The organism is Teichococcus globiformis, from assembly GCF_042646265.1.
Taxonomy (GTDB): domain Bacteria; phylum Pseudomonadota; class Alphaproteobacteria; order Acetobacterales; family Acetobacteraceae; genus Pseudoroseomonas; species Pseudoroseomonas globiformis.
Map to the genome: position 1 here is coordinate 1 of NZ_JBHRTN010000001.1, position 19922 is coordinate 19922.

The following is a 19922-nucleotide window of genomic DNA, read 5'->3' on the forward strand; positions in this document are numbered from 1 at the left end:
CCGCCAATAACAACGATCTTCTTCGCGACACCCATGGTTCGGCTCTCCTCCGACCGGCGCCTCAGCGCGCCGGAACGAGGCAAACCCTACGCAGGGCCGCCCCTTGCGGCTTTCGCCGGCTTGCGGCGCCTGTCGCAATGTTGCGGGCATGGTCCGGGATATCCGTTTCCGGCCACAATCTTGCCCTTCCATTGCTTTTCCGACATGGTCAGGCGGAGACATAGCCCTGCCGCGAGGAAGGCCGGACCATGATGCCAGCAACATCCGGCGCTATCGCCGCCCTGGATGCAGGGTCCGCGCCTGCCAGCGACGCGGTTGGCGCCATTGGCGGCATCCTGGATCGTCCGCCTGCTCTGGCAGAAAGCATCCTGCGTAGTGGAACCCGACTGACCCAGCGATGGGGTCATGGGGCCTTCCACGCCAGCCTGCCGGGCATGGATAGCCATGTGATCATGACCTACTACGGTGCGGCGCAGGATTCGAGCTGGCGGCAGGGCTCGCGCCGCATGTCTGCCCGGACCAGGCCCGGTTCGATCACCCTGATCCCGGAAGGGCAGGACGGGCGCTGGGACGTCGAGGGGCCGATCGAGGTTTCGCATGTCTACCTGTCCGATGCCCGGCTGCAATCCGCGGCGGAAGCGCTGGCCCAGAAAGGCCGGGCGGAGCTGATCGGCCGCATCTGCTTCGAGGACCCGGCCTGCTCGCGCATCCTGGAGTTGCTCAGCCAGGAGGCAGCCCGCGGCGACACCGCCTCCTCCTTGTTCGTGGAACAGGCCATCGACTTGCTCTGCACACAGCTCCTCCGCGCCCATTCTTCGGAGGGTGCGGCGGAGCCGCCGGTGATCCGCAAGGGGCTGGCCGATTGGCAGGTCCGGCGGGTGACCGCCTACATGCAGGAGTTCATCGACAATGAGATCCGGCTGGATGAGCTGGCGGGTCTGGTGAGTCTGAGCCGGTTCCACTTCTGCACCGCCTTCCGCCTGGCCACCGGCCAGACCCCGCATGAATGGCTGACCGCCCTGCGGATCAGCGAGGCCCGCCGGCTCCTGGCCCAGCCGGACATGCCGGTGACCAACATTGCCCTGGCGGTCGGCTACCAAACGCCCTCGGCCTTTGCGTCCAGCTTCCGGCGGCTCACCGGCATGACGCCTTCCGCCTTCCGACGCGGCCTTTGAACGCCGCAAGACCGGAACATCGGCCGCAATCCGGCAACAGCGAGGGCCGGACCCTGGCTCCATCATGGGAGACCACAAATCCACTCTCGGCAGCCAGGGGCCAATGTCGCAACCAAAGGTTATCCTGATCACGGAGGCGCCTGGCAGCCTGGGCAACCTGACGGCCGGGGCACTCGGGCATGGCGGGCACACGGTTTACGCGGCGCTGCAGGATTGCCGCGGCGGCAACCGAGCTCAGGCAACCAGGTTGCGCGCCTACGCCCGGGAGCAAGGTATCGACATCCGGCCAATCGAACTCAACCCGACAGCCGATCGCTCCGCCACTTGCGCCATCGCCCGGATCCTGCGGGAACAGGGCCGCATCGACGTCATCCTCCACAACGCCCTTCCGCGCATCTTTGGTCCGGCCGAGGCATTTTCGACCGCCCAGCTGGCCAGGGCGCATGATCGCAGCATCCTCGGCACGCAGCGCCTGATGCGCGCTGCTTTGCCGGCAATGCGCCGGCAATCACAGGGGTTGATGGCTTGGCTGATCAGCAGCGCCTCGACCGGGGGCGCGGCACCCTATCTGGCGTTCCACTGCGCCATTGTTGCCGGACTGGAAGCGATGGCCGTGCAGTACGCGCGCGAGATCGCCCCCTGGGGCATTGAATCCAGCATTGTTGTTGCGGGCATGTTCAGCGAGGCAGTGATGCCCCTCACCGATGCGCTACAGCCCGACGACACCGCGCGCGTGACCGAGTACGAGGCCGGCGCCACCCAAGGCCTGGCGGAGGCCATTCGCGAGGCGGTCCGGCGCGTCACGCCCGCCGGTGCAATCCTCGGAGCGGCAGCGGGTGCCGTGGCCATGATCGTCGACCTGCCGGCGGGCGAGCGGCCCTTCCGCTTCTATGTCGATCCTGTCCGGGATGGTGCCGAGGTGGTGATCCCCGTGATGGACCGTGTGCGGGACGAGATGATCGGCCGCCTCGGCCTCACCGGCCGCTTGGCTCCGCCTTAGCCGGAACAGGTTCCATCCCAAGGCGCTTTCCATTCTGCCCCAGCGCTGCGGGCAGCCGCGCACGCAAGATCAAGCAGATGGCTCTGCAAGCTGCCTCAAGCGGCAAACACCTTCCCATCCATCCTGCCCAATCGCACGCGCCGCTACATGGATGCGGGCGGACGCATGTGGCGGTTTGCGGCTTCCGATCGATGGCCATCGCAACACTGGCGTAGTCGGCGCAACCCCGCGACGGCGCCGCAGCAGTTCGCCGCATAAAGTCAGCATCGTTCCGGCGGCAACGCCGATCCACAACGCGGCGCCCGAGGGCGCCAAACAGGAGATACGATGATGATCAACACCCGCTTCCTCCTCACCGCCCTGGCCCTTACCTCGCTGGCCGGCGGCGCCCAGGCCCAGATAAGCGTGAAGGTCTTGGGCGAGAACTTCTCGGTCGCCTACAGCGACAGCAACACCGGCAATGTGGTGGGCGGCGGTCAGGTGCGTGTTGACACCTTCGGTCAGGACCTGCGGATCGTTCACCTCGAGCAGGCGGCCTCGCGCCGGGCACCGGGCCTTCCCGTGGACCTGGGCGACGACAAGGGCATTGTCTACCGGCCCCTGCCCGATCGTGCCATTCCCCTGGCGGCGCGCTGAACCATGCTCTGGATCCAGGCTCTCACAACATGGCTCGCAACGCTGCGCTACCATCCTGAGCAGCACTACATGCGCGGCCGCCGTAACAGCGACGCGGCCACTTGACCCTGTCAAGCGGCGCAGGCTGCAATGGCATCCGGTTGATGAGCGGCGCTGGTCTCTTCGAGCCAAGACCTGTCGTCGAACCGCTTGGTCGGAGAGATCTGCCGGCGGTTTGCATTTCTGTGTTAGCCCTACGCCTGCTCCATGCTCAGGGCGAGGCCGACCTGTCGCACCATGTGCAGCAGGCGCGGGCCAATCGCCTCCACCACGAAGCCGATCGCCACGCAGCTGAAGCTGAAGGTGCTACCCTAGCGCGGGTCCACAAGAAGCACGCCGATCGCGGCCACGTCGTCGCGCATCTGTCCCGAAACGATGCAGAAGCCATCCCGCCTGAGCTATGCGATAGAGGCACCGAGCGCCGCCTGCTGTGCCGGCTACGCGGGGCCGGCGCTGTCCCGCAAGCGTTGCAGCAACTCCTGACTTCGGCGCTTCTCCGTGGCGGACGGCGTGGCCGAGCGCTGTCCAGCGATGGACAGCCACGCGCCCAACTCGCTCGTCACCACTACCTAGGCAGCGGGGCGAGGCCGAGCTGCCAGCCAAGCCCCTTCGCGCGGTCAAGGTAGCCCACGCCGCGGAGCTCAGCGCCAACCACAACAGAGTGCAGCGGATGAGGCCAGCCCTCTGCGCCAGCTAGAGACGGGGCACGACGGTGCTGCCATGGCCTTCAGGGCCTGGGGGCTCTTGCGGACGGCGGTACGAATGCTTTCGGCGGCTCTGTTCATGGTGGCGCAACCGAGACAAAGATCAGCGACGCCAAATCCTGTATGTTGGGATTGCATCTCGTATATTGACATTGTCCTTGAGGCGTCATGTGCTGTGGCTGCTGGCGGCAGTGACCGTCCACAAGGGGGCAACAGCCATGACAAGGGATCGGCCTGGGCAAGGTCAGGCTCGACAGGCGAGGGGCATTATCTGTGCCACGGGCGCGCGGGGGGGAAGCGGAGCTGCAGGAGCGTTTCGACAACCACGCCATGTCGGCAACATCCGTTGCGGTGGCCTGTCCTGGGCGGCGGAAATCATCGAGCACCGAAGCGGCCAGCCAAGCTTCGATCCTGCCTGTAAGATGGACGAGGTGGTGAAGGCGCGGCCATGGCGGCCGGCGTGATGATCTATCCCATGGGCGGCGCCATCGATGACCGTACCGGTGACCTTGTTATTGTTGCGTCGTCATACCGCACGGCCGGAGAAGAACGTCGAGCGGCTGGGGAAGGCGTGGACCGGACGCTTAGCGGCAACTGAAGGCGCCCTGCGCCCGCTGCGCCACCGATCAAGGTAGCGTCGACGATCTGCATGAGACCACAATGTTGTGGTATCGTATCGCTTTGTCTTGCCATCAAATGCAGTAGGGAACAGGAAGAAGGTCTTCCAGCCGGCTGCATCGCCATTCGTCTCCGCCACAGCTGTAGAGAGCGAGCTGACCAAGCGCCGAGCCGGACCCGCCGTTTCCCGGCGCCCCGAGCCGACACATCGTCCGACCGAGAAGCCAGAGGGAGGTACAACCATGTCCTTCAACATGAATCGCCGCAGTGTACTTCGCGCGGGTGGCGGCCTTCTCGCCGCAGGCCTGCCCTTGCCAGCCGTGATGGCCGCGGCGCCGCCACCGAAGCCGGACCGGATCGTGGTCAACGCCTCTGGAGGCGCCATGGCACAGTTCCTACGCATTGCCTACTTCGCCGACTTCGAGAAAGAGCACGGCATTCGCATCGTCGATACCTCGCCCGTGGATTTCGGTAAGCTGCGGGCCATGGTGAACAGCGGCAATCCAGAATGGACAGTCACCGAGATTGGCGGACAGGATGCGGATCGGGCGAAGGAGTTGAACCTCCTTGAGCCTATCGACACCTCGATTGTTGATCTTTCGCGCTACCCTGAGATCGGACGCCAGTCGCATATCTATGTGGGCTCTGCCTATTCCACCGTGCTGGGATATCGCAGTGACGTTTTCAAGGATGGAAGCCATCCAAAGGGCTGGGCCGAGTTCTGGGATGTCCGCCGCTTTCCCGGCGCGAGATCGCTGCGCAATCACCCGGTCGACAACCTGGAATTCGCATTACTGGCCGATGGTGTGCCCAAGGACAAGCTGTACCCGCTCGACCTCGATCGCGCCTTCCGCAAGCTCGATGAGATTCGTCCGCATATAGCGGTCTGGTGGAGCACCGGTGCGCAGCCGGCGCAAATGCTGGTGGACAAAGAGGTGGTACTGGCCACCGGCTGGAATGGGCGCTTCTTTGAACTTGCGAAGAAGCAAGCGCCCGTTGGCTCAGAATTCCAAGAAGGCTCCCTGAAAAGCAGCGCCTGGGGCATTCCGCGAGGCGCGCGCAATGCCTACTGGGGCCAGAAGTTCTTCCAAACCATGTCAGACCCGCGGCGTCAGGCGATCTATGCCACCGAGTTGTCTTACGCGGGGCTGCATCCCGACACGGTCAACTACGTGGCGGAGGAGCTGCGGCCACTCTTGCCGACGGCACCAGCCAATCTAGAGAAGCAGTTCTGGCTCAACACCACTTGGTGGACGGAGAATGGGCAGCGGGCACAGGAGCGCTGGACACGATGGATGCTGCAGAGAGGCTGAGGCGATGCAGCTTTCTGTACAAGGAATTGTCCGCCGCTTCGGCCCCGTAGCCGCCCTGGCAGGGGTTGATCTTGACGTCACCGAGGGTGAGTTCCTGACCATCCTCGGGCCCTCCGGATCGGGCAAGACCACGCTTCTGAAGGCTATTGCCGGGTTCGAGATCCCGGATGAAGGCGCTGTTCTGGTTGGCGGCCAGGACGTCACGCTCGCGCCGCCGCGCCAGCGGGATGTGGGCATGGTTTTCCAGAACTACGCCTTGTTCCCGCACATGACCGTTGCGCAGAACGTGGCCTTCCCACTTGAAATGCGCCGGCGCCCTCGCGCGGAGATCGCCCAGCGCGTTGAGGATGCGTTGCGGCTGGTCGAATTGCAGGATTTTGGCCGGCGCCTGCCACGCCAGCTCTCCGGTGGGCAGCAACAGCGCGTGGCCCTGGCGCGTGCCGTTGTTTTCGGGCCGCGTCTGCTGCTGCTCGACGAGCCGTTCGGCGCATTGGATCGTAAGCTGCGCGAAGCGTTGCAGCTTGAGGTAAGGCGGCTACAGCGCCGCCTCCGGCTGACCACCATCTTCATCACACATGATCAGGAAGAAGCGCTCATCATGTCTGATCGCATCGCGGTCATGGATAAGGGGCGCATCGAGCAGATCGGTCTTCCGGGCGATCTCTACGCACGACCGGCGACGCGCTTTGTGGCGGACTTCCTGGGCGAGTCCAACTTGCTGACAGGAAAGGCCAGTGAAGGCACGGCGACGTTGGGGAGCTTCGGCGCCGTGCCGCTGCCAGTTCGCCAGCCCGACGGCCCGGTCACTCTTCTGCTGCGACCCGAGGCACTGCGGCTGGGGGAGGAGGCGTCCGGCCTGCCCTGCCGCACGCACGGCACCGTTGTCGACACCGTGTATCTGGGTCTTTCCGCCAAGCTGCGCCTGCGCCTGGAAGAAGGGACGGAGGTGCTCGCGCGCATTCCGCTACGACCTTCGGCCCCTCCGCTCCCGCGTGAGGGTGACAGCGTACCTGTCGGCTTTTCCGCGGAGGATGTGCATGTCGTCCCCCAGGCATAATCGCGGCATCATCGCGCGTCGGCGTGAGCGCCATCTGCTGCTTCTTGCGACGCCTGCCCTGCTGCTGCTCGGCGTCGTCTTCACCTGGCCTGTTCTGCGCCTGCTGTCGCTTTCGGTGGAGGGCGGCACGCTGGCATATTTCGAGAAGGCGGCGCTGGACGGGCTCTACGCCAGTGTCCTTGTGGACAGCATGAAGATCGCCTTGATGGTGATGGTGATCTGCCTGGTCCTGGCCTATCCCGTCGCCTTCTGGCTGTCGCGTGCCGGCCAGGTGGGCCTGGCCTTTGGCATGTTCGCTTTGCTGCTGCCCTTCTGGACGAGCGTGCTGGTCCGTACTTATGCGTGGCTCGTGCTGCTGGGCCGAAACGGCGTAATCAACCGCACCTTGCGTGATTGGGGCTGGATCGAGGCGCCGCTGCCCTTGCTGCACAACATGACGGGCGTGTTGATCGGCATGGTGCATGTGCTGCTACCTTACATGGTCCTGCCGATCTACGCTGCCCTGCTGCGCATCGATCCTGACTTGCCACGCGCCGCGGAAGGCCTCGGTGCACCGACGTCACGATCCTTCCTGCGCATCACCCTGCCACTTTCCTTGCCAGGCGTATCCGCCGGCTGCGCACTGGTTTTCGTGCTTTCGCTCGGCTTCTTCATCACACCGGCGCTGCTTGGCGGCGGGCGCGTGGTGATGGTGTCCATGCTCATCGAGCAGCAGGTGCGGGAGTTCCTCGACTGGCCTTTCGCCGCAGCATTGTCAACGTTGCTGCTTCTGGCAACCTTGGCCATCTATGCCCTAATCGGCCGATTGACACGGGGGGCGGGCTTTGCGACGCACTAGACGCCACACTTCCGGAAAACTGCTTCTCGGGCTCTTCGCCGCGGCGGTGTTCGGCTTCCTGTTGTTGCCGCTGCTGGTAGTGTTCCCGATCTCGCTTTCTTCCGCTTCCTACCTTCAGTTTCCACCACCGGGCTATTCATGGCAGTGGTACCAGCGCTATTTCGACGACCCGAGCTGGATCGAGGCGACGTGGCGCAGCCTGCAAGTCGCCACGCTCTGCACTATTCTCGCCATGTCACTGGGTGTGCCCCTGGCCTTCTTTCTTGTCCGCTCACGGCTACCAGGGATCCGCACGCTGGATCGGCTCACGGCGGCGCCGATTATTGTACCCACCATCATTCTCTCCATCGCACTATACGGCGTCTTCTCCCGCCTGCAGCTGATCGGCGAATGGTATGGGGTTGCCATCGCGCACACCGTGCTGGCGTTGCCCTTTGTCGTAATCCTGGTGAGTGCCAGCCTGCGCAGCTTCGACGAGGCACAGGAACAGGCTGCCGCTGGCCTTGGCGCACGCTGGCCATGGATCATCTGGCGGGTCACGCTGCCGCAGCTGAGACCCAGCCTCGTCTCGGCGGCATTTCTTTCCTTCATCAGCTCCTTCGATGAGCTAGTGCTGGCCATGTTCCTGTCCGGTGCATCAATGACGCTGCCGAAGAAGATGTTCGACAATATTCTTATGGAAATCGATCCGACCATCGCCGCGGTGTCGGTGCTGCAGATCCTGCTGGTCAGCATAGCGCTCGGCCTGACCACCTTGTTCGGCCGTGGCGCGCTTACCACGACCATCACGCGCTGAGGTATGCCATGGACAGGTCCATCTTCCATCCCGACTTCAAAGCTCGCCCGTTCTGGTGGGAAGCGATCGATATAGGTGGGGATGACCCACCTGCAGAGCTGCCCTCGCGCGCCGACATCGTTATCGTCGGCGGTGGTCTTACAGGGCTCAACTGCGCTATCGAGCTTGGTCGAGGTGGCGCCCATGCCGTTGTGCTGGATGCAGAGCCGCTTGGCTATGGCGCTTCGACGCGTAACGGAGGCGGAGTATCGGGCGGCAACAATGTCGGCAAGGGTCTGTCAGGGGCCAAAGGCCGCCAGAGTCCGGAGGAGATGCGCGACTGGCTGCGCTCCATCATGGGAGATGCTTCCGAAGGGCTTTCCCATATCGAGGCCTTGATACGTCGGGAAGGGATCGACTGCCATTATGAGCGGACCGGTCGCTTTGTCGGCGCCTGGACACCTAAACATTTCAATGGCATGGCGGCCAAGATCGACGCATTAAACGAGTTCGCCGATGCAGATGCCTCCATGCTGCCCCGTGAGCGGCAACGGGAGGAGATCGCCACCGATTATTATTACGGCGGCATGGTCGTGAACAGAACGGGCAAGATCCATCCCGGGCTGTACCACAGAGGATTGATGAATGCTGCGCAACGCCATGGTGCCACGCTGCTCGGTCGCACCAAAGCCGGTGCCCTGACTCGCGTCGCAGATGGCTGGCGGGTAGAAACGTCACGTGGACCCATCATGGCGCGTGAGGTAGTCATTGCCACCAATGGCTACACCGGCTCGCTGACACCGGACCTCCGCCGCCGCCTGATCCCGGTGGCATCGCACATCATCGCGACAGAAGAGATGGATGCGGGATTGGCACGCAGCCTGATTCCGAATCTACGTACCCTGGCCGACAGCCGCCGCATCCTGAGCTATTATCGTTTGTCGCACGACAACCGCCGCGTCATCTTTGGCGGTCGTGCGCGCTTCACCCAGGCAACGCCGGAGATTTCTGCGCCGATCCTGCATCACATGATGCTTGAGCGTTGGCCGCAACTGAAGGGCCTACGCATCACCCACGCTTGGACCGGCAACGTCGCCTTCGCATTCGACTACCTGCCACATATGGGCGTGACGCCAAAAGGGCTGCACTATGCCATGGCTTGTAACGGAGCGGGTGTTGCCATGCTGTCCTACCTTGGCGCTGAGCTTGGTAAGAAGCTGCTTGGGAAGAGCAACCGCATGCCCGTCTTCGATGGGCGGGACTTTCCTACCCGCCCCTTCTACACAGGGCACCCCTGGATGCTCCCTGTGATTGGCAATTGGTACCGCTTCCGTGACTGGCTCGATCGGCGTGCCGCCTGAAAGGAGGGCCCGCCCTGATCGGCAGTGCTATGAACAGCCCGCTTACCCGCCTCTTGTCTATCGGCCGGTATGCCAGCACTGATTTTAGAGGGTGTTCCGCACTGGCAGCGAATTCTGCAGCGTGCCTGAGCAGGAATATGGTGAAGGCGACGAGGTGCAGGCCCGCCAGCGTCTCAGGCTGGCACTCGTCGTCATGAACAACTAACAGAATGGGCGAATTAGCCAAAGGAACGCTCGACAACTCTGGGCTGCAGACTTCGGCGGCCCCCAACACGGAGGCCTTCACCTGCGGCAGCAAGCGCTACTGCCGCGAAATGACCAGCTGCGCCGAGCATGCTTTCACTTGCGACAACGCAGGCTGAGCCGGCTGGATAGCGATCGTGACGACATCCCTTGCGAGAGGATCTGCCGCTAGGACAACGCCTTCCATCGCTGACTTGGCAGCGTCGGTTCTTAGCGAGGAGACTCAGGCGATGTCCTTGGACGACGCATAGGCTGAGACCCTGGTGCCACGTTACGAGGCGGTGCGGCCAGGAGCCCCTGCATGGCTGGTGGCGCGACCTGCTGCCGACGGCACCGGCCGCCCTGCTCGATCTCGGTGCCGGCAGTGGCCGGGACGCCGCCTAACTCGCCTCGCTCGGCCATGAGGTGGGCGCCGCCGAGCCTTCCGCCACCATCAGCTCCGCCGCCAGTGCCTGCCCCCTGCTTCATGGATCTGCTGGACCGACGACGCCTTGCCGGAGCTGCCCGGCCTTCTGCGCGTGCTGTGCCGGGCGGTGGACGGCGCGGCCGGAGACCGGGACGTCCTGGCAGCACTCATTGATCGTGTAGGGCTCTGGATGCTCAGTCCCTGTTGGCCTTGGTTGCACAAGAGCGATGGACGAAGCAGCGAGCGGATAACACGCGTGCGGCGCTTGCGCGTGGCGTCTTCAGCGCGCCGAAGCTACGTCCGCGGTGAGGAGGTCCACTCGGGACAGGACCGCATGGAGGTTCCGGAGCGCCGTCTGGCAAAGAGGTGACCGCCGGCGCAGGGGCCACTGGTGCTTCTCATTGCGGACGCCAACTTTCGGGACCGGCAGAGTTCGGCCGGAAGGCGTATGGCCGCTCCCCCGCGGCAGCCGGGAGAAAGCGGAACTTCGACCGTAAAGGAGCGACCTGTACCGCCTGTCGAGCGGTTATCCGTGCTGCCGCAGTCATTCGGACGACTCAACAGAGTGGTGGTATCGGCGAGATGTGTTCTGGAGGCTTCCTTCTGATACCAAGTGAGACAGCTTGTCCGGATTCTTAACGATGTAGACCGCGGCGATGCCGTGCTCGCGGATGTCCAGCGCTATCGTCTGTAGCACGCCACCTCGATCGAGGCCGACGTAGCCTGGTAGACCGTCGATGGTAACAACACGAAGCAGCGTCGGCAGCGCGGAAGCCTTACGACGCTGCCCCGCGAAGAGGCGCAGGGCCCGCTCAATGCCGTGAATGACATTGCGGAAGGCAAGGACCTTGCCGCCGCCATCGGTATGGATTTCAACATTCTTCGCCAGCAGCTTCGATAAGGCCGCAACATCGCCGTCGCGCGCGGCGACGAAGAAGGCGCGGGTTATCCGCTCCGCATGCACTGGTTCAACAATGAACCGGGGTCGTGCGGCTTGCACGTGCTTGCGCGCGCGCGACGCGAGCTGGCGGACCGCGGCCGGCTCGCGGTCGAGGGTGACCGCCACCTCGGACAGCGGCACGTCGAAAACGTCGTGCAGGAGGAAGGCCGCTCGCTCCAAGGGCGACAAACGCTCCAGGGCCAGCATCAGTGTGACCGTGACGTCATCCGCGACTATTTCGGCCGGCTCCGCGGATCCGATCAGCGGATCGGGTAGCCAGGGTCCGACGTAGGTTTCCCGCCGAGCCCGAGCCGACCGGCGCCGGTCGAGGCAGAGTCGGGTGACAATTCGGGTGAGGTAGGCGGGAGGTGAATCGATGTCGCCTCCGACCCCAACCCACCTTAACCACGCATCCTGCACCACGTCCTCCGCCTCAGTGAGCGAGCCCGTCATTCGGTAGGCCAGTCGAGTCAGCCGCTTGCGCTCCGCCTCGAAGTCGACTGTCCGCCGATCGCCCATCGCCTCCACTCGCATCGTCTCCTTGCCCACCATATTCGTGTCCCCGATCGCGCGCGTATCCCATTTCAAGGACAAGACGAGGGGACGTGCCCGAATGTGACATGGGCCTTGTAGAGCGTGAATGCGGCCTGGCATGTCACACCCCGGCTGGACGGTTCGTCATGGCTCCGAACGTCAATCTCCGGCGTTCCGAGCATAGGACATTGTCATGAGCGAGAACAAACGGCTGGTCTGGAACGAGATCGCGCCTCAGGGTGCGAAGGCGCTCTTCGGCATCCACCACTACATCACCACGGGCACCGATCTACCCCACGAACTGATCCACCTCGTCTTCCTGCGCGTGTCGCAGATCAACGGCTGCGCGCACTGCATCGACCAGCACACCCGGGACCTCCTCAAGACGATGCCATTCGAGAAGATCGCCCTGGTTCCGGTCTGGTCCGAGGTTCCTCAGCTGTTTTCTGACCAATACCGCGCCGCACTCGCATGGGCGGAAGAAGTCACGCTCGTCAGCGAGACGCATGCTTCCGACGAAGCCTACGCAGCCGCAAGCGCAGCCTTTACGCCTAAGGATCTCGTGGACCTCACGATCACCATCGCGGCGATGAACGCCTTCAACCGGCTCGGCGCGCCCTTTCGGCTTCCGGTCAAGGCAAAGGCCTGATCTGCTTCTTCGCATCAGCAGGGATGGCGGCAGCGTGGTCCTAATCCAAGTGGCATGCCGGCTTTATCGGATTCAACGAAGCCATAGTCAGGCGCGGGGCAGAGGCTTTCCTGGTCCTTTCCATAGAGGCGCTTGCCGTCGGACTTGGTAAAATTCTTGGGCGAAAACGAAACGGCTGCTTTTGAATCCAGCTATTACGAAAGCAGACGTGTGACAGTCGGGGTCTGGATGCCGGAAGACGTCATCACGGGGTGGCGCAACTGAACGCTGTGGCGCGGCATCTCAGTGGTAGACAAAAATCCTTACACTGGCCGGCGACCTGAAGCCACCCTGGCCATGGGCGGTCAGCCGATCCGGATCCCGTGCATGTCTATCATCTCCGTGGCGCCTCCCAGGGCCCCTCAACAAGTCGAACATTGCTCGGCTGACCGGCACGGCAAAGATGGAACCTTTTGCATATCTGAATTCAGGCCCAGCGTGTTTCCGCCGCGCTCTCCAGCACATGAAGCTGGGCACTGAACCTTGCACTGCGGGCCAGGGATGCCAGCCTTGCCCGATACTCTGCCTGGGTGAAGCCGAGATCCAGAATAACGGGGAGCCCCCTCGCTGCTGCGTGAAGGGCCAAACTCCGATCTGCGCCTCGCAACGCCCCACGCGCTCCATCATCCATGCGAACTCGATCGGTTTCGGAACGTAGATACGCCGCTCATCAAGGAACTGAGCATCAGGCTGCTTCTGCTGCGCTTGGTCGGAAGCCGCTGGTCTGCTTCTGGGGCTAGGCTCAAAGCAGCCATCATCGCGGGACATCCTGTGCTATTGGGCGAACCAGGCCTGAGTGGCGTCAGCCGCGCACCACCGAGAGGCCTAGCTTCAGGTAGGGCTGCAGCAGCTCCCTAGGAAGATCCACCTCGACAACCAAACTGTCGACCTCTTCCAGCGGCATGATCTGAAACGGCGAGGCGGCACCGAGCTTCTCGTGCGAGGCGAGCACAACGGTTTCTGCCGACTGGCGGCTCATGGCGCGCTTGATGGCCGCTTCCTCGGCATCGCCAGTGGTGAGGCCGAGTTCCGGATGGACGCCGGTGACGCCCATGAAGAAGATATCGGCGCGGATGCGCGCAATGGTTTCTACTGCGGCCGCGCCGATCGATACCATGGAGTGCTTGAACAGGCGACCGCCGATGAGTTCTACCTCGATGGTTGGATGACGTCCCAGTTCAGCGGCTACGGTCGGGCTGTGCGTGATCACCGTGGCTCGCAGCTCCGGCGCTAGGTGTCGCGCGACCTGCAGCGCCGTGGTGCCGCCATCGAGCATGACGACCCGCCCGCCGCGCACCATGCGCGCCGCCGCCTGACCGATGGCGACCTTGCCCGCCATGGAAACCTCCTCCCGCCGCTCCAAGCTTGCAATGGCCGGAGAGGCAGGAAGAGCGCCGCCATGGACCCGTTGCAGGCGGCCTTCGGCCGCCAGCTCCCGAAGGTCCCGGCGGATGGTGTCTTCGGACAAGCCAAGCTGCCGGCTGGCAGCCTTGGCAACCACGCGCCCATCCCGCTGCAGGATGGCCAGGATGTGGTCCTTTCTTTCACGTGTCAGCATCGCTGCTCCGCCTGCACGAATTCGCTTGACCCATCCTGAATTTGCACGAATAAGCCCTTTCTAGATAATGAATGTCGCATTTTAAGAAGGTTTGTGCAATGTCCGGCAGTGTGATGAGTGTCGCTGACCGCCTTCAGGTGGAGGATGTCAGGGTCCTCTCGGACGACTGGTACCTTTTAACCAAAGCCACCTTCCGGTATCGGCGGCGGGATGGCACTTGGCAGCAGCAAAGCCGGGAAGCCTATGACCGCGGCAATGGCGCGGCGATCCTGCTCTACGACCCCACGCGCCGCACCGTGATACTGACGCGGCAGTTCCGCTATCCCACCTTCATCAATGGCTACGACGGGCTGCTCATCGAAGTTCCGGCAGGATTGCTCGACGAAGCAAGCCCGGAGCAGCGCATCCGGGCTGAGGTCGAAGAGGAGACAGGTTACCGCGTCCGCGCTGTCCGACAGGTCTTCCAAGCCTTCATGAGCCCAGGATCGGTTACGGAGAAGCTGTACTTCTTTGTTGGCGCCTACCATCCCGCGGACCGTGTTGCCGAAGGCGGGGGCGAGGAGGCGGAAGGAGAGGACATCGACCTCTTGGAGGTGCCGATAGCGGAAGCGCTAGCAATGATGGAGAAAGGCGAGATCTGCGACGCCAAGACCATCATGCTGCTGCAATACGCAGCACTGCACCTGTTCCCAGAAGTTGCAGGCTCGTGAGGGGATCGCATCACCAAACAGAACGTCAGTGTTGGGTAGATGGTGTGTCCATCTCGCAGGAGTCCTGCAGGGAAGGAGCTTGAAAGGCAGAATATCTGACATGCATTTGAGATGTCTGGTGCTAGGCGACATGGACAGCGCCGCGCGTGTTCCTCGTACTTCTTTTGACCGTCGATGACCTTGGTTGTCAGGCCTCTACACGCCCGATGAAGATCGGCATTTCTTCCGCAAGCACGTCTTTTAGAGCTGTACGTTGTTTGGCGCCTTCGGCGATCACACGCTCTTGGGCATCGTGGCATTCCGGTAAGGCTGGATCGATCAGCTATATGTTCTACCGCAGGCACAGTGCAGAGGTACCGGTTCAGCGTTGGTGACCGCCACCAAAGACGGTATGAGCGAATTGTGCTTGTGGACCTTCCAACGCAATGCTCCTGCACGCCGGTTCTATGAGCGCCGCGGCTTTGTTTCTATCTGCCAGACAGATGGCCGAGACAACGAAGAACACAAGCCGACGTGCTCTACCGTTGGAACGCCAAGGTCTGAGGGTATACTCATGCCAGATCCGGAGCGCGCGTACGTGGTGAAGTTTCTGGTGTGCCACCATGTCGACATCTGACCAGAGCGGAACGTAGCTGCCTGGAGTATAACCGCCAAGCGGCACCTCAGGCCTGCTGCTATTCGACCAATTGTGGACTCATGCTGACGATCAGAACATCGATCCCAAGTGATGGCAGCCGCGTTGTGCAGATTTGGCGCAGCGCAGTTGACGCCACGCATGATTTTCTGACGGCCCAGGACCGCCTTTCCATCGAAGGCGAGGTGTCTGCCTTCTTGCCAAGTGCTCCGCTCTGGTTGGCCGTTGATGCGCGAGACTATGCGACTGGGTTCATGTTGCTGAGCGGGTCGCACATGGAAGCGTTGTTCGTTGACCACGTGTACCGGGGCAAGGGCGTTGGTCGTACCTTGGTAGGATACGCGATTTCACTGCACACCACCATCACGACCGATGTTAACGAACAAAACGTGCAAGCGGTTAGCTTCTACAATCATCTTGGCTTCAGGCGGATCGGCCGATCGGAGCTGGACGGGCAAGGCCGACCCTACCCGCTCCTCCATCTACGTTCGACACCATGATTTGCCATGAACATCTCATCGAGGCTGCCAAGCGGATGATCTGAGAACCAGCCAGACCACAGGATCCGAAAGTAGGGTCTCGTCCGCTTTCAGGAAGCCGGATTCACTGGGAGACCGACCGCCATAGGCCTATTCCGTTCAAGAAGCCGCGGGATGCTGATGCCGGGTTAGCTTCGAGGTTCTTGAGCTAGCTCGTTTGGATCGCTCGAGCCGCTCACGTGAGGTTAACTCTAGCATCGGGATCAGCTTGGCCATCTTCCAGAGGTTCTGCGCCGTGGCGGCGAGGTAGAACTCGTCACGGGCGCCATTGGATCTCTGAGACGGAGCCGGTCGAGCTTCAGGACCGGATCGATGGAAGCCGACCTGTTGAGTTATAGAGCCGGCCAACTGTTGCTGAGGGCCAGACAGGTCAACGAAGCGATCGAAGGACCGCTGCAGGCGACGCCCCGGCACATGTCGAGCGAGAACTGATAGATCAGAAGCACCGCTCGACTTGCCGCGGCCCCATCATGGTCTTAGCCCTTGCTGATCGACAAAATTGAATCAGCAGAAGTCAGCCCGATCAACAGAGAGTTTTCAACGGAATACGCCCAAAGCAGCCGTTCAAGTCAAGCAACCAACATCCTGATAGCGGACATGGATCACAGCCAGTTGGAACGGTAGTGGAAGCAAGGCCCGTTACGTTGCCTCAGAACCCGTTCCGAATGCAGTCGGGATGACGAGCCGGACTTAGCGCCAGCCCGGTGATCAGCCCCGATCTACAAACGCCGCACGACCCTAAACCACTCCCAGATCAGTGGGGTGTCCTCGGTGAAGGTTGCACCGTGGCGGATCGCCGAGGTGCGATAGAGATTGCCTATGACGCTCTGCCACCACTCAAGCGTCCGCTCCCCCTCACCATAGGCGCGGACCATGTCCTCGGTTACGGCTCTGAACGGCATGATCTCGACGCATGTCGTCTCGACAACCCCACGCGGCTGCCCCGCGCCGTCGAGCAGCACGCCGAGCGCCCCGACGAACGGAATTGTCCCGTCGAGGTAGTCCCACAGCGGCGAGGAGGTGAGCGTCTTCCTCCCCTCCAGGATCAATGCGGCGCCCTCGTCCGCGTGTTCAGGGGCATTCCCGATGGACATTGGGAGGAAGTAGCGCGCCTCCTGACCCGGGAAGGCCGCTTCAAGCACGGACCTCAGTTCGGCACCCAACTTCTTTTCCTTCAGCACCGCCACGGCAATGACTTCATCATACAGCACCGCGAGCGGAGAAGGCGTCAGGCATCCGGCGTCCGGCGTCCAAACAGTGTCTGATGTCCCTCGAGGTCACCGGTATGGACCCCGCCGCCCGGGCGCTGCTTGCACGTCCGGCCAAGCCCTATGCAACGTGCCCGACGCCAAATGGGCGCTAGCGGCACCGTTCCTTCTCCTCCGGCCGCGATTGGTCGCCCGCGCCGCCGGCCTATGCACATGATGCTTAGCCAACCACGCCTATGCCAGGTCGCATGCGGCCAAGCCTCGCCGATCGTCGTCACCATCTTCGGCGGTGCGCCAAGACAGAAGGGCTTCGCCGTACATCCCAAGCGTTGGAGGGTGGAGAGGTCCTTCGCTTGGTTCGGCCGCTGCCGACGCCTCGCCCGCGATCACGCAGCCACCGCCAGCTCTGCCGTCGCCATGGTCCTGTCAAGCGTCTGGCGCAACCGTTATGAAGCGGGCATTGAGACTCGACCAGGAGGATGCGGCTGCTCTCCCAGCCATGCTCGGCGGGGTTCGCGTGCGGCGCTTAAAGCGTTAGGTTCGGCACCTAAAGATGGTCAACTTCCATGAACGCGGACACGCACGGCGGCTGGCAGGCCTCAACCGAGGCCTGGATCAGGGAGATGGGTGAGGCGGGTGACTACGGCCGGCGCTTTGTCCTAGACGGCCCAATGCTCGCGTGCATCCGCGGCCGCGGCTTTCGCACGGCCCTCGACGTGGGCTGCGGCGAGGGCCGCTTCTGCCGCCTGATGCAGCTGGAGGGGATCAGCACGGTTGGGGTCGACCCCGTGGAGGCCCTCATCAGCCGTGCGCGGGAGCTGGATCCCACAGGCGAGTACAGGGTCGGCCGTGCCGAGGCGCTTGGCATGGGAAGTGCCTCCTTCGACCTCGTTGTGAGCTATCTTAGCCTCATCGACATTCCCGACCTCAGTGCGGGCCTCGCGGAGATGGTCCGCGTCCTGCGGCCGGGAGGGACGCTCCTTATCGCAAACCTGACGAGCTTCGCGACGGCGGGTATGCCGGACGGCTGGCACTCAGAGGTTGGTGGCGAGCCACGCTTCGTCATCGACGGCTACCTCGAGGAGCGCGCAGTCTGGGTTGCCTGGCGCGGCATCCGCGTCCAGAACTGGCACCGTCCCTTGAGCGCCTACGTAGGCCGCCTGCTCGGGCACGGCTTGCAGCTTGTCCACTTCGATGAGCCCGCCCCTGAGGGTGGTGACCCGCGGGACGCTGCGCACTACCGGCGCGTGCCCCTTTTCCACCTAATGCAATGGAGGAAGCCTGAAGGGTGACCCGGAAGATCTTCTTCATTCGCCGTTCTCACTCGTTCCAGCCCGTCTCTGGCAGCAGGCCACGCTCCGCTCGGGCCAGATTCACCACACGCCGGATGAAGTCCGTCTTAGCGCGCGTATAAGCGGACAAGTTGTTGGAATGCCGCCGGGCCAGATCCTTCTTCAGGCGGGCGTAGTCCACCGCTGTCTTGGGATCACGCAGCAGCCAGTCACGGAACAGCCGCTCGCCCTTGTCCGCCCATCGTTCCACCCCGATGGCGTGGAGGTGGTACGCAACACCGCCGGTCGCAGCCTCCTTGCGAAAGAAGCGCCGCCTCTGGAAGCCGACGTCCAATGCGCGATAGCTCAGGGACATCAGGGCAGGCTCGGCGTGCGCCAGGGCTTCGGGCGTCGTGATGGCCACGAGTATGTCGATCACCGGCTTCGCGGGCAGCCCGGACACGGCCGTGCTGCCGAAGTGCTCCAGCGCGGCGAACGGGTTCGGGCTGATCGCCTGCAGCAGCGCGCATTCCTGCTCAAAAAGCAGCGGCCATCGCGGGTCTGAGGGCAGGATCTGCACAGTACCGAACTGCTGGCGCACGTCATCCATGTGCTGGTCTTTGCATCGCGTTCCCCGAGGATCAAGGGCAGTGTCGGGCTATCAAGCTTTCATCGAATACCAAGTCTCTCTGATCGGCACCGGTGAGCCCATCTCGCAGGCCGATAGAGATAATCTTCCAGGGCTGGCTGATGGGGGTGTTCCAGGCGAAGCAGCAGGGTGCGACGATGGCGGCGTAGGATTTGAAAATCCGATTGGCCGGCCAGTTGTCGCGCATGAACTGCCAGATGTTCTCGACCGGGTTCAATTCGGTCTAACGGGGCAGTAGGGGCAAAAGGGTGATGTTGCTGGGCACAGCGAGCTTGGGCCTGATATGCCGGCAGCCTGATCGACCATGAGGACGGCATAGGCACCCGATGCGGCCGCCTTGGAGATGTCGACCAGATGCAGTCCCACGGCCGCAGTGTTGCGGGTACGCTGGTCGCGTGGAGCAAGCGGGCGGCTGCCACGCTCCGTTTAGCGGCGGCGGATGGTGTTCGTCTGGCCTACCCCGGTATTGTCGGAGAACCAGATCTCTACCTTGGTGTCTGGCGGCCCTGGCCGGGCAATTTTTGCCAGACAAGTGGCGACGTTTCTCTAAAAACCTCTGCCGGCTCTGGATCCTGGACATGGTGCTGCGGCCGCGCGGAAACCTTGCGCAGGCGGAGTGTCCGCATCTCTCGGTTGAGGGTCTGCTTGGCGGTCGAGAGGCCGTGCTCCTCAAAGAGCCGCTGGGCCAAGTTGATCAGGCACCAGCGGACTACGCCATGTATTGCAGCCGCCGGCCCCTCCCCCACCAGCTGTAGGAACTGCTGACGCTGCTGGCCGTCAAGCTTGAATAGTTGTCCCGGCGCCTTAGTGTCGACCAGCCCGGCAGAACCCTTGGCATTGAAGCGCGGAATCCAGTCACGCAGGGTTTGCAGACCAACACCGCCGTGCCCTGGATCGCACATCATCCTCGACGGCATTCAGGCTCCTGGAGGTGTCGGGCTGTCGCCATTCTGATGCTGTAAATGTTCTGGGACAAAAGGTTCATGCCACGGCGCCTTGGTGGCGGATCAAGGCACCACTCCGACG

20 protein-coding genes and 1 pseudogene are annotated in these 19922 nt (G+C 63.0%); 15 read left to right on the forward strand and 6 right to left on the reverse strand.

Annotated elements, in window-relative coordinates:
* Positions 1–248 precede the first annotated feature (248 nt).
* The 8 genes from ACFOD4_RS00005 to ACFOD4_RS00040 all read left to right on the forward strand — a co-directional run bounded on the left by ACFOD4_RS00005 (position 249) and on the right by ACFOD4_RS00040 (position 9516).
* Positions 249–1175 carry a helix-turn-helix domain-containing protein gene (locus ACFOD4_RS00005; RefSeq protein WP_379592295.1) on the forward strand — a complete coding sequence of 309 codons (927 nt, stop codon included), beginning with the start codon at positions 249–251 and terminating at the stop codon, positions 1173–1175.
* 103 nt (positions 1176–1278) lie between these two features.
* The gene (locus ACFOD4_RS00010) at positions 1279–2175 is read left to right on the forward strand and encodes an SDR family NAD(P)-dependent oxidoreductase (protein WP_379592297.1); all 897 of its coding nucleotides are present in this window, start codon (positions 1279–1281) and stop codon (positions 2173–2175) included.
* Positions 2176–2502: 327 nt separating this feature from the next.
* Positions 2503–2811, forward strand: coding sequence for a hypothetical protein (locus ACFOD4_RS00015; protein WP_379592299.1), 309 nt, complete (start codon positions 2503–2505; stop codon positions 2809–2811).
* 1681 nt (positions 2812–4492) lie between these two features.
* Positions 4493–5485 carry an ABC transporter substrate-binding protein gene (locus ACFOD4_RS00020; protein WP_379592381.1) on the forward strand — a complete coding sequence of 331 codons (993 nt, stop codon included), beginning with the start codon at positions 4493–4495 and terminating at the stop codon, positions 5483–5485.
* A 4-nt stretch (positions 5486–5489) separates the two neighbouring features.
* Positions 5490–6542, forward strand: coding sequence for an ABC transporter ATP-binding protein (locus ACFOD4_RS00025; protein ID WP_379592301.1), 1053 nt, complete (start codon positions 5490–5492; stop codon positions 6540–6542).
* Entirely contained in the window at positions 6523–7380 is an 858-nt protein-coding gene (locus ACFOD4_RS00030) for an ABC transporter permease (protein WP_379592303.1), read from the forward strand. Before ACFOD4_RS00025 ends, ACFOD4_RS00030 begins: the two co-directional genes overlap by 20 nt.
* A gap of 46 nt (positions 7381–7426) precedes the next feature.
* A complete protein-coding gene (locus tag ACFOD4_RS00035; RefSeq protein ID WP_379592305.1) occupies positions 7427–8176 on the forward strand; it encodes an ABC transporter permease in 750 nt (249 codons plus the stop codon).
* Positions 8177–8184: 8 nt separating this feature from the next.
* Positions 8185–9516, forward strand: coding sequence for an NAD(P)/FAD-dependent oxidoreductase (locus ACFOD4_RS00040; protein ID WP_379592307.1), 1332 nt, complete (start codon positions 8185–8187; stop codon positions 9514–9516).
* Between the two features lie 1193 nt (positions 9517–10709).
* On the opposite strand, the gene sigJ is transcribed toward ACFOD4_RS00040, so the two are convergent.
* On the reverse strand, positions 10710–11657 hold the full coding sequence (gene sigJ / locus ACFOD4_RS00045; RefSeq protein ID WP_379592309.1) for an RNA polymerase sigma factor SigJ: 948 nt from the start codon (positions 11655–11657) through the stop codon (positions 10710–10712).
* Positions 11658–11832: 175 nt separating this feature from the next.
* On the opposite strand from sigJ, the gene ACFOD4_RS00050 reads away from it, so the two are divergent.
* Positions 11833–12288, forward strand: a complete 456-nt coding sequence (locus ACFOD4_RS00050) for a carboxymuconolactone decarboxylase family protein (protein WP_379592311.1) — start codon at positions 11833–11835, stop codon at positions 12286–12288.
* Between the two features lie 466 nt (positions 12289–12754).
* Here ACFOD4_RS00050 and ACFOD4_RS00055 read toward each other — a convergent pair whose 3' ends face one another.
* Positions 12755–12958 (reverse strand): AAA family ATPase, encoded by a 204-nt coding sequence (locus ACFOD4_RS00055; protein ID WP_379592313.1) that lies wholly within the window; start codon positions 12956–12958, stop codon positions 12755–12757.
* A 171-nt stretch (positions 12959–13129) separates the two neighbouring features.
* Entirely contained in the window at positions 13130–13885 is a 756-nt protein-coding gene (locus tag ACFOD4_RS00060) for a DeoR/GlpR family DNA-binding transcription regulator (RefSeq protein ID WP_379592315.1), read from the reverse strand.
* A 98-nt stretch (positions 13886–13983) separates the two neighbouring features.
* Here ACFOD4_RS00060 and ACFOD4_RS00065 point away from each other — a divergent pair, with 98 nt between their 5' ends.
* The 3 genes from ACFOD4_RS00065 (at position 13984) to ACFOD4_RS00075 (ending at position 15729) form a co-directional block, all read left to right on the forward strand.
* Positions 13984–14595 (forward strand): NUDIX domain-containing protein, encoded by a 612-nt coding sequence (locus ACFOD4_RS00065; protein ID WP_379592317.1) that lies wholly within the window; start codon positions 13984–13986, stop codon positions 14593–14595.
* Between the two features lie 367 nt (positions 14596–14962).
* Positions 14963–15211: an N-acetyltransferase gene (locus tag ACFOD4_RS00070; RefSeq protein ID WP_379592319.1), complete on the forward strand. Its 249-nt coding sequence runs from the start codon at positions 14963–14965 to the stop codon at positions 15209–15211.
* 80 nt (positions 15212–15291) lie between these two features.
* Positions 15292–15729, forward strand: coding sequence for an acetyltransferase (locus ACFOD4_RS00075; RefSeq protein WP_379592321.1), 438 nt, complete (start codon positions 15292–15294; stop codon positions 15727–15729).
* Positions 15730–16487: 758 nt separating this feature from the next.
* Here the strand turns inward: ACFOD4_RS00075 and ACFOD4_RS00080 are convergent.
* Entirely contained in the window at positions 16488–16955 is a 468-nt protein-coding gene (locus ACFOD4_RS00080; RefSeq protein ID WP_379592323.1) for an ASCH domain-containing protein, read from the reverse strand.
* Positions 16956–17276: 321 nt separating this feature from the next.
* Between ACFOD4_RS00080 and ACFOD4_RS00085 the strand changes: the two are divergent.
* A pseudogene (locus tag ACFOD4_RS00085) lies at positions 17277–17399 on the forward strand (transposase); the annotation flags it as partial.
* Between the two features lie 143 nt (positions 17400–17542).
* Positions 17543–18268 carry a class I SAM-dependent methyltransferase gene (locus tag ACFOD4_RS00090; protein ID WP_379592325.1) on the forward strand — a complete coding sequence of 242 codons (726 nt, stop codon included), beginning with the start codon at positions 17543–17545 and terminating at the stop codon, positions 18266–18268.
* 28 nt (positions 18269–18296) lie between these two features.
* Here the strand turns inward: ACFOD4_RS00090 and ACFOD4_RS00095 are convergent, their stop codons facing one another.
* Positions 18297–18857: a GrpB family protein gene (locus tag ACFOD4_RS00095; protein ID WP_379592327.1), complete on the reverse strand. Its 561-nt coding sequence runs from the start codon at positions 18855–18857 to the stop codon at positions 18297–18299.
* A gap of 40 nt (positions 18858–18897) precedes the next feature.
* Between ACFOD4_RS00095 and ACFOD4_RS00100 the strand changes: the two genes are divergently transcribed.
* Positions 18898–19134: a hypothetical protein gene (locus tag ACFOD4_RS00100; protein ID WP_379592329.1), complete on the forward strand. Its 237-nt coding sequence runs from the start codon at positions 18898–18900 to the stop codon at positions 19132–19134.
* A gap of 247 nt (positions 19135–19381) precedes the next feature.
* Here the strand turns inward: ACFOD4_RS00100 and ACFOD4_RS00105 are convergent, their stop codons facing one another.
* On the reverse strand, positions 19382–19813 hold the full coding sequence (locus tag ACFOD4_RS00105) for a helix-turn-helix domain-containing protein (RefSeq protein WP_379592331.1): 432 nt from the start codon (positions 19811–19813) through the stop codon (positions 19382–19384).
* Positions 19814–19922 lie beyond the last annotated feature (109 nt).